A 14,990-nucleotide genomic window follows, 5' to 3' on the forward strand; every position below is an offset into this window, starting at 1 on the left:
GTGAGGTGATGCGAGGTGAGGGCAGGGGAGGGGGTGGGTGCGGGGCGCGGTCAGGCGCGGCCGCGCCACGGGACGGTGAGCCGCTCGACCAACCGCAGCAGGGCGTCCAGGACGATGCCCGACAGGCCGATGGCGAGGATGCCGGTGATCACCAGCGCGGTCTGGTTGTAGCGCTGCGCGTCGCGGATCATGCCGCCGATGCCCGGCACCCCGTTGATCGTCTCCGCCGCCACGACGGAGGTGTACGCGACGCCGACGGCGATCCGGACGCCGGTGAGGATCTCGGGCAGCGCCGAGGGCAGCCGCACCGACAGCAGCAGCGACACCGGACCCGACCCCAGCGCCCGCGCGGCCTCCACGAGCTGGTCGGGGACGGTGCGCACGGCGGCCGCCGTGGCCGCGGCGATCGGCGGCAGCGCCGCGATCACCAGCAGCCAGATCTTCGGGGCCTCGTCGATGCCGAACCAGATGACCAGCAGGGACAGGTACGCCAGTGGCGGCAGCGTCCGCAGGAAGGTCACCGCGGGCTCCAGTACGACGGCCACCGGCCGGACCGTACCGATCAGCAGGCCCAGCGGGACCCCGGCGAGCACCGCGTACCCCGAACCGGTGCCGATCCGGCCCAGGCTCACCCCGAGGTGCTCGATCAGCAGGTGGCCGCCGACGCCGCGCACCCCGTCGTGGACGGTGGACGCGAGCACGAACTGCCGCCACACCTCGCCCGGCGAGGGCACCAGCACCCGCGGCCACACCCCGGCCGAGACCACCGCCTGCCAGGCGGCCAGGAGCACGGCCAGGGCGACGATCCGCAGCGCGCCCCAGCGCAGCGCCTCGCGCAGCCTGCCCGGGCGTGCGTCCGGCTCCCCGGGCCGCGGGTCCGCGGCCGCCGGCCGCCGGTCCGGTCCGGCCTCCGTCGTGAGTGCCGTCATGCGCCGGCCGCCGGTCCGGTCAGCGCCCGCAGCCGCGGCGCGACCTCCTCGCCGACCCGGTACGCCTCCTCCAGGTGCGGGTAGCCGGACAGGACGAACTCGTCGATGCCCAGGGCCCGGTACTCGGCGAGCCGCGCGGCCACCTCGTCGTGCGAGCCGACCAGAGCCGTCCCGGCGCCCTCGCGGACCAGGCCGATGCCCGCCCAGAGGTTCGGCGCCACCGTCAGCCGGGCGGCGTCCGCGACGCCGCCGTGCAGCGCCGTCATCCGCGCCTGCCCGGTGGAGTCCATGCGCGCGAACCGCTCCTGGCTCGCCCGGACGGCCTCCGGGTCCAGACCGGCCAGGATGCGGTCGGCCTCCGCCCAGGCCTCGGCCGCCGTGTCCCGGCTGATGACGTGCAGCCGCAGCCCGAAGCGGACGCGGCGCCCGGCGGCCCGGGCCTTCTCCCGCACCCGGTCGACCCGCGCGGCGACGGCGAGCGGCGGCTCGCCCCAGAGCAACTGCACGTCGGCCCGTCGGGCGGCGACGTCCTCGGCCGCGGGCGAGGCCCCGCCGAAGTAGAGCGGTACGGGATGGCGCAGCTCGGGACCGGACAGCCGGGCGCCCTCGATCCGCAGGTGGGCGCCGTCGTGGTCCACCGCCTTGCCGTCCAGCAGGTCCCGGAGCACCGCCATCACCTCGTCGGTGCGGGCGTAGCGGTCGTCGTGGGCCAACAGGTCCCCGTAGGCCCGCTGTTCGGCGGAATCGCCGCCGGTGACCACGTTCAGTGCGAGCCGTCCGCCGGCGAACCGGCGGAAGGCGTCGGCCTGCTGGGCGAGCAGCGTGGGGCTGGCGAAGCCGGCCCGGAAGGCCACGAGGAAGCCGATGCGCGTCGTGTGCTGGGCGAGTGCGGAGGAGAGGATCCACGGGTCCACGCAGCCCAGCCCCACGGGCGTGAGCAGCGAATGGAAGCCGGCCTGCTCGGCCGCCCGGGCCACCTGGGCCAGGTACGGGACGTCGGCGGGGCGCCGGGTGGCGGCGCCGGTGCGGCCTTGTACGGCGGTGACGCCGCCGGGGTCGCGGCCGTCCCCGCCGGTGGGCAGGAACCAGTGGAGCAGCAGGGGGTTTTCCGGCATGGGGGACCTCGTCGGAGCAGCGGCGCACCGCGTGCCGGCGCCGCGGGAGGGCGGCGCCGGCACGGGGGCGCGGAGAGGAGGGCAGGCGGAGTCCGGCGCGCGGCGCGGCGCGCGGAAGGACGGAGCGTGCGAGGGGGGCGAGCGGATGCGCTCGGGGTGCGCGGGAGGCGCGCGGGTGCCCGTACGGCGTCAGGAGCGGCGGATCAGGGGATCAACAGCCGTGCGTACGGGAGGAGTCGGCCCGACAGAGCATGGTCGAGACACGCAGCAGATCCACGTGACGACGCGAGACGAGAAGGGGGGCCATGGCCGCATCCTGTCGGTGAGGGGCGGGCGAGGACAAGCCGTGTCCGGATGCTGGATTAAACCGTTCCGGGATGTGGACGAAGAGGAGGCGGGCTAGCGGCGCCGGTTGAAGGGGAGGCGGCCCAGGACCAGGGCCATGCCGCAGGTGTCGGTGAGCGCCGAGAAGGCGAGTCCGGCGCCGACCGCCGCGGACAGCAGCTGGAACGCCGGGTGCACCAGCAGGGCGAGGAGCAGGCCGAGCAGCACCAACGCGCCGGCGGTGAGCCGGACCTGCCGCTCCATCGCCCACACCGACCGGCGGCCGTCGGCGGGGTGGTCGAGGCCGTGGCCGGCGGCCGCCCACGAGCGGGTGCCGCCGGCCAGGCCGATGGCGGTGACGCCGTGCGCGGCGAGGGTGCGGGCGGCGTTCTCGGAGCGGGCGCCGGAGGCGCAGACCAGCAGCAGCACCTTGTCCTCGGCGGCGCGGCGCAACTCGGGCAGGGAGGCGCCGATCCGGTCGAGCGGGACGTTCACGGCGCCGGGCAGGTGCCCGGAGGCGTACTCGCCCGGAGTGCGGACGTCGACGACCGTGAAGTCCTCCGGGCGGGCGTGGACCTGGCCGGCGGTGAGGGTGGCGGGACTCGTCATGGGTGCGGGGCTCCTTGGGTGGCGGGACGGGGGTGCGGGGCGGGCGGCCTCGGGGTGCGGCGGACCCGGCCTCGGTGCGCGGCGGGCCCGGGCCGCGCGGGGCGACGGGGTCCGGGCCGCGCGGCGCCGAAAGATGCGGACGGGCGCGGGCCGCGGGGCCCCGTGCGCAGGGCGGCGGGGTGCCCGTACGGGCGGGAGCGCGGGATCCGGAGGGAGGGCAGGCGTCAGCGACGACAACAGGAGCGCGACAGGAGGCGCTGGGTGACGGCCATGCGGCGGATCATAGGCCGGAGCGCGCGTTCGGGCCAGCGGCCGGACGCGCGACCCGTCGCCGGAGGCCCGCACCGGGCCCCGGGCGTCGCGGGACCACGCGAAGCTCCCGGCCACCGGAGGTTCCGGTGCCCGGGAGCGCGAGGTGTGTGGTGCCGCGGCGGTGCGGGGGCCGGGTCTACGCGGCCGCGACCGCGACCTCGGGGTCGGGTTCGGTGTCCTCCGGGATGCTGACCAGCCAGCGGGTGTCCTTGCGGGGGCGCAGGTACAGCGCCCAGTACAGCGTGGCCACCGCGGTGATCCCGCCGGTCCACAGCAGGTACGCCGTCTCCTGCTGGGTCAGGATGTACGCGAAGACGGCGATCAGCACCACCGGCACCGCCGGCCACAGCGGCATCCGCCACGCCGCGCTCCCGCGGTGCTCCCCGCGCCGGCTGAACAGCGCGGCCACCGCCACCAGCAGGTACATGCCGGTCACCGAAACGCCGGTGACCCCGTACAGGGTGTCGAGGTTGACGAAGCACATCGCCGCGCCCGGGACTCCGACGAGGAGCGTGGCCACCCACGGCGAGCCGAACCGGCCGAGCCGGGCCAGGGCGTTGTTGACCGGCTCGGGCCAGGCCTTGTCGCGGGCGGAGGCGAAGAGCACCCGGGAGTTCTGGATGACCATGACGATGCCCGCGTTGACGATCGCGAGGGCCACGCACAGGCTCACGAAGGTGCCGACGGCGGAGTTGGACCAGGCGGTGACCATCGCGCCGATGTCGCCCGAGGTCAGTGCGTCCAGATCGGGGGCGCCCACGGTGATGGCGACGACCGGGACCAGGATGACGGCGGTGGAGATGGCGAGGGTGGCGAGCACCGTCCGGGGCACGTCGCGGCGCGGCTTCTCCAACTCCTCCGAGAGGTAGACGGCGGTGGAGAAGCCCTGGGTGACGAACAGGGCGATGGCGAGCCCGGAGACCACCATCATCGCGGTGACCGGGGAGGTCCCCCCTGCCTCGGCCGCGACCGTTCCGTGCACCAGGGAGCCGGCGCCGCGCTCGGCGTGGGCGAAGCCCAGTACGGCGACCAGGGCGGCCGCGATGACCTCCAGCACCAGGAAGACGCCGGTGATCCAGGCGTTGGCCCGCAGGTCGAGGAGGCCGGCGAGGGTGGCGAGCAACATCACGCCACCGCCCGCGACCGGCGCCGGGACGTCGATCACGGGCGCCAGGTAGTCCGCCGTGCCCATGGCGATCACCGGCGGCACGATCATGACGACGAGCAGGGACAGGACGAAGACGAGCCAGCCGGCGAGCCGCCCGGCCAGGGTGGAGACCATGGCGTACTCGCCGCCCGCGCTGGGGATGAGGGTGCCCAGCTCGGAGTAGCAGAACGCGACACCGATGCACAGCAGCGAGCCGATGGCGATGGTGAGGGCGGTCCACGTGCCGAGGCCCGCGAACAGGTCGGGGACGACGACGAAGAGGGTCGACGCGGGCGTCACGCAGGAGAGCGTGAGCAGGGTGCCGCCGACGACGCCGATGGAACGCCTGAGTTTCTGCGGGACGGGCCCGGTGGCGGGGGAGAGGGCCTGTGGAGCGCTGAGGGTGTCGGTCATCGGTACGGCTTCCGATCGGCAGGTGCGGCGAGTGAGCGGGAGCGGTATCGCCTCCGAGGCGTGGTGGGCACAGTGGTTCGGTGGCTCCCGGGCCGTCATGCAATCCCCGCGGCATCCGCCGGTCAAGCCCCGTTCACCTGCGGATTCCATCGTCGCCCAGCTCTCCGGCGTCCGAGGGGGACGTAAAGACGGTGTGAACGCTGCCCGAGGGGGCGGTGCGGGAACCGCAGCCCGCTCCCGAAGAATTTCCCCCCGCTTTGCCGCGCGCACCGTCCCTCCCGCGCACCGCGCGTCCGCGGGGGTGGCGTCAGCGGGGGCGCGAGGCCAGCAGCAGGGCCCGGTCGTCCGGCCGGTCCGCGTCGTCGTCCACGTCCCCGATCAGCCGGTCGGCGGTCTCGGTCAGCGGGGTCGGCCGGGCCGCGGCCAGCGAGCGCCGCAGCCGCTCCACCCCGGCGTCGATGTCGGTGCCGGGCTTCTCCACCAGGCCGTCGGTGTACAGGGCGAGCACCGATCCGGTCGCCAGCCGCAGGTCCGTCACCGGGTACGCGGCCTCGGGGTCCACGCCGAGCACCACCCCGCCGGCCAGCTCCAGCACCTCGGTCCGGCCGTCGGGGTGGCGCAGCAGCGGCTGCGGGTGCCCGGCCCGGACGGCCCGGGTACGTCCCGACTCCGGGTCGAGCAGCACGTAGCAGCAACTCGCGAACTGGCCCGGGTCCAGGTCGATCAGGAGCTGGTTGGTACCGGCCATGACCTCCTGGGGGGTACTGCCGGTGAGTGCGAACGCCCTCACTGCGCTGCGCAGTTGGCCCATCGTGGCCGCCGCCGCCACCCCGTGTCCCTGGACGTCGCCGATCACCAGGGCCAGCTGCCCGTCGGCCGTCTCGATCACGTCGTACCAGTCGCCGCCCACGTCCATGCCCTCGGTGCCGGGCAGGTAGCGGCCCACCGTCTCCACGTGCTCGCGCACCGGCAACCGGTGCGGCAGCAGCGCCGATTGGAGCCCCCGGGCGAGTGCGGACTCGCTGTCGTAGCGCCGCGCCCGCTCCAGGGCCTGCGCGATCAGCCCGGCCAGCGCGGTGAGCACCGTGCGCTCCTCCGCGCTGAAGCCGCGCGGAACGTCGAAGCCGAGGATGCACGAGCCCACCGGTCGCCCGGAGGCGATCAGCGGCAGGAAGGCCCGGGCCCCGACGTCGGCGTCGAGCGGGATGCCGGGGTAGGCGGCGGCCAGGTGCTGCATCGACTCGAAGAACAGCGGCCGTCCCGAGGTCAGCGTCTCCACGCCCGGCAGCCGGACGTCCAGCGCCACCCCGTCGAACCGGTCCAGGAACCCCGCGGGGAAACCGGTCTCCCACGCGAGGTGCAGGTGCCGTTCGTCGAGCAGGTAGATCGCCAGCTGGCGTCCGCCGAACGCGGGCAGCAGCTCCTCCGTCACCACCGCCGACACCTGGCGGGCCGTGATCGCCTCGGTCAGGGCGATGGCGAGGGCCACCGGCCGGTACAGAGGGGAGGCGCGGTCGCCGGACGGGCCTGGGGCGCCGCCGAGCGCGGCCGCCGACGCGGGAGCCGGCCGGGGCGCCGGCGCGTACGCCGGCTTCTCGCCGGCGCCGACCGTCAGGGTCACGCCCTCGGGCCCGGGGTACAGGCCGACGGAGAGCCAGTCCCCGGGCGAGTGCCAGCCCCGCCGGGCGGAGAACAGCACGGGCTCGGTGGACAGGAACACGGCCCGGAAGTGGTCCTCGTACGCCGGATGGCCGAGCCAGGGCAGCGCCTCCCACAGCACCCGGCCCAGCAGCTCGGACCCGCCGGAGTCCAGCAGCTCCCCCGCGCCGGCGTTGGCGAAGCGGATCGTGCCCTGCCGGTCCAGCGAGAGCACCGCCTGCGCGAGCCGGTCCACGGCCTCGCGGGGCCCGCCGTGCCCGCCGGGAGGCGCTACGGGCAGCGGGTCGCCGTCCCACAGCACGGGCGCCCCGGCCTCCTCCTCGATCTCCGCCAGCTCCCGGGCCAGCCGGTCGGCGGCCTCGCGCAACCGCTCCCGGTCCAGGGCGCCGACCGGGACTCCGGGGGTCGCGGCGCGCAGGGCGAACAGGACCCCGAACCGCTTCGGCCCGGCGCTCACGGGCTCGTACATCGAGCCGAAGGGGAACGGCATCCCGGCCACCAGCTGCGGGAACCGCCGCATCGCCGACTCCGCGTCGGGCAGGTGCACGGCCTGGCCGGCCCGGTACGCCTCGGCCACCGGGTACGGGCGGTTGACGTGCATCCGCCACCAGGGCCGGAACAGCTGCGGCGGTACCCCGGACAGGACGGCGATGCGGAGCAGCCCCTGCGCCCCGGAGCGCAGGTACAGCCCGCCCGCGTACCCACCGACGGCCTCCACCGCGTCGACAGCGGCCCGGGTGAGGACCTGGGCCGTGGCCTCGGGGGCGGGGCCGAGGTCGTCCGGTCTCGCCGTCACACCGCCAGGATGCGCCCTGCGCGGCGGTGGCCGCACCCGGACGGGGCGAGCGGGCCGGGCGACGCGCCGCACGGGCGCGTGCGGGCACGGCCCGGCGGCCGGCGTCGGCGCGGGCGCGCACGGTCCGGTCCCGACGGACAGGGCCGCCGGGTGGAGGGCGTACGTCGGCACGATCCGCAAGGGACGCCCTAGGCCGACCGCGTCCCCCGTGCGGGGGACGGACGGGAGTCCGGACCGCGGCCCGGACGCGGCGCGGGGCACGATACGCACGCGTCCCCCACCCCGGCCGGCCCCGCGGAAGGCAGAGCATGCGGTTCCCGTACGACACCACCGGCGAGCGCCACGCGCGGTCGAAGGCCGCGGCGGCCTTCGCGGCGGCCGACCATCACACGCTGCACGGCGCCCTCGACGCGCTCGGCGGGGTGAACGGCCTCGACGCCCTCGACCTGGCCTGCGGATACGGCTACATCACCCGGCTGCTGGTGCGCGGCGGGGCCCGGCGCGCCGTCGGCGTGGACCCGTGCGCGGAGCGCATCGCCCGGGCCCGCGCGCACGAGGCGACGAAGGACCGGCCGAACGTCGAGTACCACGTCGGTGACCTCCCGGGCCTGCCCGGCCTCGGCCCGTTCGACCTCGCCACCGCCGCCTACCCCTTCAACGAGGCCACCGACCGGACCCGGCTGCACGCCGTGTTCCGTGCCGTCCGCACCCAGCTGCGGCCCGGCGGCCGGCTGCTGGCGATCGTGCCGAACGCCGGCGCGTTCCCGCGCGTCGACTGGTCGCCGTACGGGGTGCGCATCCTCGACCGGCTCCCGGCGGGCGACGCACCGCTGCTGAAGGCGCACTTCCTCACCGACCCGCCCGAGCCGTTCGAGTTCCGCGAGTGGTCCCACGCCGATCTGGCCGAAGCGGCCGTCGAGGCGGGCTTCGGCACCGTCGGCTGGCAGCCCAACCGGACCCCGCCGCCCGACGCGGTGCGCGACGAGGCCTACTGGACGGCCTACCGGGCCTGGCCCGTCAGCTCGCTGATGACCTGCACGGCGTGACCCCCGCCGGCCCCCCGGACCCCGGCCGCCGGACTCACGGGCCGGTCACCCGCGGGCCGTCCGCCCGCAGGCCCGTCACCCTTTGCCCGGCCGTCTTTCGGCCGGCCCCTCGGCAGCGGGTCACCCGTCGGGGGACCGCCGCTCACAGGTCCGCCGCCGAACGGACCAGTTCCACGATCCGCTCGCGGGCCGCCCGGCCCTCCGGGACCGGCAGCAGCGGGTACCCGTGCGGCAGGCCCCGCGCCTCGTGGAACTCCACCTCCACCCCGGCCGCGCGCGCCCGCCGCAGCAGCTCCCGGCCGTCGGCGGCCAGCACGTCCCTGCTCCCGCCGAAGACGGCCATCGGCGCCAGCCCCGCGAAACTCCCGTACAACGGGCTCACCCGGGGATCGTCCGGCGGCAGGGTCCCGGCGTACAGCCGACCGGCCTCCCGCAGCCCCTCCCGGTCCGGCGCCCCGATCTCGGCCTGTTCCGGACGGCTCATGGTCACGTCCAGCCAGGGGGACACCAGCACGATCCGGGAGGGCTGCGCCCCGGTGCGCTCCCGCAGCCGCTGCGCCGCGGCCAGGGCCAGACCGGCCCCGGCGCCGTCCCCGAGGAGCACCGTCCCGCCCGCGCCGCCGCTCGCGATCAAGCCGCTGAGCAGGTCGGCCGCGACCGGCACCGTCCGGTCGGCGGTCCCGCGCGGGGCCAGAACGTACGCCGGTACGACCACCCGCGCCCGCGCCCGGGTCACCAGGTTCCGCACCAGTGCCCAGTGCGGGCGGGCCAGTTCGCCGACGTACCCGCCGCCGTGCACGTACAGCACCTGCGCCGCGGACTCGTCCCCCGGCGGGCTCACGTCGTACACCGGCCAGGCCCCGACGAACGTCCGCGACACGTCCGCGACCCGGCCCAGGGAGCGCGGCGGCAGGTGCGAGGCGGGCCTGCGGGCGGACTGCGCCACCCGGGTCCTGACCGCCTCGGCGCTCGCCAGCGGTCTTCGTCCTCCCGACGCGGCCAGCGCCGCCGACAGCGCTCTGCTGCGCAGACTCGGCACGCCCCCCACCTCCCCTTTCACCCGCGCACCCCCGGTGCGGAGCCTTGCCCGATCACGTGAGGAGCATAGGCGTGAAGCTGCGCTGGACACCCGTTTAAGAAAGTCTCGATGGACTGATCACCACGCCGCTCGGCAGATTGGTCCCCGTCACCCGCGCCACCCGCGACCCAGCGGCCCCGGCGTCCCCTTTCGCAGGCCTGGAGCCACCCCCATGAAGGCACTCGTCAAGCACAAGGCCGAGCCCGGGCTGTGGCTCATGGACGTCCCCGAGCCCGAGTACGGTCCCGGCGACGTGCTGATCAAGGTGCTGCGCACCGGCATCTGCGGGACCGACCTCCACATCCGGTCCTGGGACGGCTGGGCGCAGGGCGCGGTCAAGACCCCGCTGATCCTGGGCCACGAGTTCGTCGGCGAGGTCGCCGCACTCGGCGCGGACGTCCGCGACATCGAGATCGGCGCGCTGGTCAGCGGCGAGGGCCACCTGGTGTGCGGCAAGTGCCGCAACTGCCTGGCCGGGCGCCGCCACCTGTGCCGCAGCACCATCGGGCTCGGCGTCGGACGCGACGGAGCCTTCGCCGAGTACGTCGTGCTGCCCGCGCAGAACGTCTGGGTGCACCGGACCGCGGTCGACCTCGACGTCGCGGCGATCTTCGACCCGTTCGGCAACGCCGTGCACACCGCGCTGTCCTTCCCGCTCGTCGGCGAGGACGTGCTGATCACCGGTGCGGGCCCGATCGGGATCATGGCGGCGGCCGTCGCCCGGCACGCCGGAGCGCGCAACGTGGTCATCACCGACGTCAGCCCGGAGCGGCTGGAGATCGCCCGCAAGGCGGGCGCCACCCTCGCGGTCAACGTCGCCGAGTCCTCCATCGCCGACGCGCAGCTCGCGCTGGGCCTGCGCGAGGGCTTCGACATCGGCCTGGAGATGTCCGGCCGCGCCGAGGCCGTGCGCGACATGATCGACAACATGACGCACGGCGGCCGGATCGCCATGCTGGGCCTGCCGGCCCAGGAGTTCCCGGTCGACTGGGCGAAGGTGGTCACCTCGATGATCACGATCAAGGGCATCTACGGCCGCGAGATGTTCGAGACCTGGTACGCGATGACCGTGCTCCTGGAGGGCGGGCTCGACCTGTCCCCGGTCATCACCGGCCGCTACGCCCACCGCGACTTCGAGGCCGCGTTCGACGAGGCGGCCACCGCCCGGAGCGGCAAGATCATCCTGGACTGGACGGCGTAACGCCCCGGCCCGCGGCGCGTCGAGCGCGCTCCCGCGACCCCGACCCCCTCCCTCCGGCCGGGCCCCGCCCACCCCCCTCCGCGGGGCCCGGCCCCCTCCCGTCCCCCTCGTCCGCCTCCGCCGCACAAGGAGAACCGCACCATGTTCGAGTCCGTCCGCGAGGACCTGCGCACCACCCTCGACGAGATCCGCGCCGCGGGACTGCACAAGCCCGAGCGCGTCATCGGCACCCCGCAGAACGCCGCGGTCGCCGTGACCGCGGGCGGCGCCCGGGGCGAGGTGCTCAACTTCTGCGCCAACAACTACCTGGGGCTCGCCGACCACCCCGAGGTGGTCGCGGCCGCGAAGGAGGCGCTGGACCGCTGGGGCTACGGCATGGCCTCGGTCCGCTTCATCTGCGGCACCCAGGAGGTGCACAAGGAGCTGGAGGCGCGCCTGTCGTCCTTCCTGGGCCAGGAGGACACGATCCTCTACTCCTCCTGCTTCGACGCCAACGGCGGCGTCTTCGAGACCCTGCTCGGCGCCGAGGACGCGGTGATCTCCGACGCCCTCAACCACGCCTCGATCATCGACGGCATCCGCCTCTCCAAGGCCCGCCGGCTGCGCTACGCCAACCGCGACCTCGCCGAGCTGGAGACCCGGCTCAAGGAGTCGCAGGACGCCCGGCGCCGCCTGATCGTCACCGACGGCGTCTTCTCCATGGACGGCTACGTCGCCCCGCTCGCGGAGATCTGCGACCTGGCCGACCGGTACGACGCGATGGTCATGGTCGACGACTCCCACGCGGTCGGCTTCGTCGGCCCCGGCGGCCGCGGCACCCCCGAACTGCACGGGGTCATGGACCGGGTCGACATCATCACCGGCACCCTGGGCAAGGCCCTGGGCGGGGCCTCCGGCGGCTACGTGGCCGCCCGCGCCGAGATCGTCGAGCTGCTGCGCCAGCGTTCGCGCCCGTACCTCTTCTCCAACTCCCTCGCCCCGGTCATCGCTGCCGCCTCCCTCAAGGTCCTGGACCTGCTGGAGTCCGCCGACGACCTGCGCGAGCGGCTCGCCGCCAACACCGCGCTCTTCCGCACCGGGATGACCGAGGCCGGCTTCGAGATCCTGCCCGGCGACCACGCCATCGCCCCGGTGATGATCGGCGACGCCGCCGAGGCCGCGAAGATGGCGGAGCTGCTGCTGGAGCGCGGGGTGTACGTGATCGGCTTCTCCTACCCGGTGGTCCCGCTCGGCGCCGCGCGCATCCGCGTCCAGCTCTCCGCGGCTCACTCGACCGCGGACGTGGAGCGCGCCGTGGCGGCCTTCGTCGACGCCCGCGCCGCCCTCGGCGCGGGCGCCGGGGCGGCGGTGGGCACGGCCGCCGGTACCCCGGCCGGCTGAGACAATGGAGGGGTGATCGACCCCCGCAGGCTGCGCATCCTGCGTGCCGTGGCGGACCACCGTACGGTGACCGCCGCGGCCGCAGCCCTGTACCTCACCCCCTCGGCCGTCTCCCAGCAGCTCGCCGCGCTGGAACAGGAGACCGGCCACGTGCTGCTGACCCGCAGCGGCCGCGGGGTGCGGCTCACGGCGGCCGGGGAGATCCTCCTCGGCCACGCCCACGAGGTGGTGGCGCAGCTGGAGCGGGCGGAGGCCGAACTGGCCGCGTACGCGGGCGGCTCGGCCGGCGAGGTGACGGTGGCCGCCTTCGCGACCGGCATCGCCGAGGTGCTGGCCCCGGCCCTCTCCCGCCTGGCCCGGGACCGTCCGGGCATCCGGCTGCGCGTCCGGGACGCCGAGGGGGACCAGAGCCTGCCGATGCTGCTGGACGGCGAGGCCGACGTCGCGCTCGCGGTCGAGTACCGCGGCGGGCCGGGCGCGGACGACAGACGGCTGTCCGTCCTGCCCCTCTACGCGGAGCCCTTCGACGCGGTGCTCCCGTCCGGGCATCCGCTCTCCGACCTGCCCGCGGTGTCGCTGGCGGACCTGGCCGACTCCGACTGGGTGGGCCAGTACCCGGGCAACCCGTGCCATGACGTGACCCTGCTCGCCTGCGAACTCGCCGGCTTCCAACCCCGGTTCGCCCACTCCTCCGACGACTTCCGGGCCGTCACCGCGCTGGTGGGTGCGGGGGCCGGGGTGGCGCTGGTGCCGCGGTCGGCGCTGCGGGGCATGGACCTCAAGGAGGTGCGGGTGCGGCCCGTCGCCGGCCCGGCCGCCACCCGGCGGGTCTTCGCCGCGGCCCGGCGCGGCGCCGAGTCCCACCCGCTGATCGCTCCCGTCCTGGCCGCCCTGGTACGGGAGTCGGAGCGGCTGCCGGCCCACTGAAGCCCGCGGGGCCCGGCCGCCGGGGACCGGAGCCCGGCGGGCGTACGCCGCGGCGGGCGGGCGCGGGCGCCAGACGCGAACGACAATGACCCGGCCGTTCCGCCGGAGATGCTTGAACTTGCGTGAAAGGGCGCGCTACCTTGCAGAAACGAGCACCAGCCTGCCGCCCGAGGGAGCCTGTATGAGTCACGTCGCGCACGAGTTGGGCACGCAGCCCGCCTGCTGGGAGCGGGCCGCGGAACTGGCACCGGCCCGGCGGGCGGTGCTGCCGCGGCCGGGAGAGCGCACCGCGATCGTCGGATGCGGCACCTCGTACTACATGGCCCAGGCCGCCGCCGCGCTGCGCGAAGAAGCCGGGCAGGGCGAGACGGACGCCTTCCCCGCCTCCGAGTTCCCGCGCCACCGGCACTACGACCGGGTGGTCGCCCTCACCCGGTCCGGCACCACCACCGAGGTGCTCGACCTGCTGGCCGCGCTGCGGGGTGCGGGCGTGCCCACGACCGCCGTCGTCGGCGACCCGGACACCCCCGTGGCGACCGTCGCCGACGCGCTCGTGATCCTCGACTTCGCCGACGAACGGTCCGTCGTCCAGACCCGGTTCGCCACCACCGCCCTCACCCTGCTGCGCGCCCACGCCGGCCTCCACTCGCCGGCCGCCGTCGCCGACGCGCGCACCGCCCTGGCCGAGCCGCTGCCCGAAGGCCTCCAGACGCGGGGGCAGTTCACCTTCCTCGGCCGGGGGTGGAGCACCGGCCTCGCCCACGAGGCCGCGCTGAAGATGCGCGAGGCCTCGCTCTCCTGGGCCGAGTCCTACCCCGCGATGGAGTACCGGCACGGCCCCATCAGCGTCTCCGGGCCCGGCACCGTCACCTGGTCGCTCGACGAGGCGCCCGAGGGGCTCGCGGGGCAGGTGCGCGAGACCGGCGCCGAGTGGATCGCCGGCCGGCTCGACCCGCTGGCCGAACTGGTCCGGGTGCACCGCCTGGCCCTGGCCGTCGCCGCCCACCGCCGGCTGGACCCCGACGCGCCGCGCCACCTGACCCGCTCGGTGGTCCTCGCCGCGAGCGAGGAGGCCGTCCGATGAGCCTGGTCCCCGCCGGCCCGCTCGTCCGGGAGGCGGCCGCCGCCGGCCGCGCCGTCGCCGCGTTCAACATCATCACCCTGGAGCACGCCGAAGCGGTCGTCGCCGGGGCCGAGGCGGCCGGGCTCCCCGTCATCCTCCAGCTCAGCGAGAACGCCGTGGCGTTCCGCGGCGGACGGCTGCTGCCCATCTCCCGCGCCGCCGCCGCCTGCGCGGAGGCCGCGGCCGTCCCCGTCGGCCTGCACCTGGACCACGTCAAGAGCACCGAACTGCTCCGCCAGGCCTGCGACGCGGGCTACAGCTCGGTGATGTACGACGGCGCGCACCTCCCGTACGGCGAGAACCTGGAGGCGACCCGGTCCGCCGCCGACTGGGCGCACGCCAACGGGCTGTGGATCGAGGCCGAGCTCGGCGAGGTGGGCGGCAAGAACGGGGCCGCGCCCCTGGACCCGCACGCGCCCGGCGCCCGTACCGACCCCGACGAGGCCCGGCGGTTCGTCGCCGACTCCGCGGTGGACGCCCTGGCCGTCGCCATCGGCAGCAGCCACGCCATGACCACCCGCACCGCCGCCCTGGACCACGCCCTGCTGGCCCGGCTCGCCAAGACGGTGGACGTCCCGCTGGTCCTGCACGGCTCCTCCGGCCTGCCGGACGCCGAACTCGCGGCGGCCGTCGCCGGAGGCATCCGCAAGGTCAACATCGGCACCGCGCTGAACCTCGCGATGACCGGGGCCATCCGCGCCCACCTGACCCCGGCGGACCCGAGGCCGTACCTGGCGCAGGCCCGTACGGCGATGGCGGCGACGGCCGAGGCCATGCTGCGCGCCCTGAACTGATCCGCCGTACCGGGCCGGTGCGGTGCGGGCGGCACGGCGCCCCGCCGCACCACCGGGTACACCGCGCGCCCGGGCCCGGTGCCGCCGCCGAACCCGGCCGCTCCGGGTCCTTCCGAATTCTTGGAACAGGTTCTAG

At 75.6% G+C, this 14,990-nt stretch carries 12 protein-coding genes; 6 read left to right on the plus strand and 6 right to left on the minus strand.

Annotated features, from left to right (window positions below; genetic code table 11):
• Positions 1–50: 50 nt before the first annotated feature.
• The 5 genes from CP968_RS29590 to CP968_RS29610 all read right to left on the minus strand — a co-directional run bounded on the left by CP968_RS29590 (position 51) and on the right by CP968_RS29610 (position 7,227).
• On the minus strand, positions 51–929 hold the full coding sequence (locus CP968_RS29590) for an ABC transporter permease (RefSeq protein ID WP_150520901.1): 879 nt from the start codon (positions 927–929) through the stop codon (positions 51–53).
• Positions 926–2,044 carry an LLM class flavin-dependent oxidoreductase gene (locus CP968_RS29595; RefSeq protein WP_150520902.1) on the minus strand — a complete coding sequence of 373 codons (1,119 nt, stop codon included), beginning with the start codon at positions 2,042–2,044 and terminating at the stop codon, positions 926–928. The genes CP968_RS29590 and CP968_RS29595 overlap by 4 nt, the downstream gene beginning before the upstream one ends.
• Positions 2,045–2,443: 399 nt before the next feature.
• Complete coding sequence (locus CP968_RS29600) at positions 2,444–2,977, minus strand: rhodanese-like domain-containing protein (RefSeq protein WP_150520903.1); 534 nt, start codon at positions 2,975–2,977, stop codon at positions 2,444–2,446.
• Between the two features lie 448 nt (positions 2,978–3,425).
• On the minus strand, positions 3,426–4,850 hold the full coding sequence (locus CP968_RS29605; RefSeq protein WP_150520904.1) for an APC family permease: 1,425 nt from the start codon (positions 4,848–4,850) through the stop codon (positions 3,426–3,428).
• A gap of 307 nt (positions 4,851–5,157) precedes the next feature.
• Positions 5,158–7,227, minus strand: coding sequence for a SpoIIE family protein phosphatase (locus CP968_RS29610; RefSeq protein ID WP_373304079.1), 2,070 nt, complete (start codon positions 7,225–7,227; stop codon positions 5,158–5,160).
• Between the two features lie 386 nt (positions 7,228–7,613).
• On the opposite strand from CP968_RS29610, the gene CP968_RS29615 reads away from it, so the two are divergent.
• Complete coding sequence (locus tag CP968_RS29615) at positions 7,614–8,351, plus strand: class I SAM-dependent methyltransferase (protein ID WP_150520905.1); 738 nt, start codon at positions 7,614–7,616, stop codon at positions 8,349–8,351.
• Between the two features lie 142 nt (positions 8,352–8,493).
• On the opposite strand, the gene CP968_RS29620 is transcribed toward CP968_RS29615, so the two are convergent.
• Positions 8,494–9,390 carry an alpha/beta hydrolase fold domain-containing protein gene (locus CP968_RS29620; protein WP_167536870.1) on the minus strand — a complete coding sequence of 299 codons (897 nt, stop codon included), beginning with the start codon at positions 9,388–9,390 and terminating at the stop codon, positions 8,494–8,496.
• A gap of 211 nt (positions 9,391–9,601) precedes the next feature.
• Between CP968_RS29620 and tdh the strand changes: the two genes are divergently transcribed.
• The 5 genes from tdh to CP968_RS29645 all read left to right on the plus strand — a co-directional run bounded on the left by tdh (position 9,602) and on the right by CP968_RS29645 (position 14,854).
• Positions 9,602–10,630, plus strand: a complete 1,029-nt coding sequence (gene tdh, locus CP968_RS29625) for an L-threonine 3-dehydrogenase (protein WP_150520907.1) — start codon at positions 9,602–9,604, stop codon at positions 10,628–10,630.
• A 141-nt stretch (positions 10,631–10,771) separates the two neighbouring features.
• On the plus strand, positions 10,772–12,010 hold the full coding sequence (locus CP968_RS29630) for a glycine C-acetyltransferase (protein ID WP_150520908.1): 1,239 nt from the start codon (positions 10,772–10,774) through the stop codon (positions 12,008–12,010).
• 12 nt (positions 12,011–12,022) lie between these two features.
• Positions 12,023–12,937 carry a LysR family transcriptional regulator gene (locus CP968_RS29635; protein WP_150520909.1) on the plus strand — a complete coding sequence of 305 codons (915 nt, stop codon included), beginning with the start codon at positions 12,023–12,025 and terminating at the stop codon, positions 12,935–12,937.
• 181 nt (positions 12,938–13,118) lie between these two features.
• The gene (locus CP968_RS29640) at positions 13,119–14,021 is read left to right on the plus strand and encodes an SIS domain-containing protein (protein ID WP_150520910.1); all 903 of its coding nucleotides are present in this window, start codon (positions 13,119–13,121) and stop codon (positions 14,019–14,021) included.
• On the plus strand, positions 14,018–14,854 hold the full coding sequence (locus CP968_RS29645; RefSeq protein WP_150520911.1) for a class II fructose-bisphosphate aldolase: 837 nt from the start codon (positions 14,018–14,020) through the stop codon (positions 14,852–14,854). Before CP968_RS29640 ends, CP968_RS29645 begins: the two co-directional genes overlap by 4 nt.
• The last annotated feature ends 136 nt before the right edge of the window (positions 14,855–14,990 follow it).

The sequence above is a fragment of the Streptomyces subrutilus genome, assembly GCF_008704535.1.
Taxonomy (GTDB): Bacteria; Actinomycetota; Actinomycetes; order Streptomycetales; family Streptomycetaceae; genus Streptomyces; species Streptomyces subrutilus.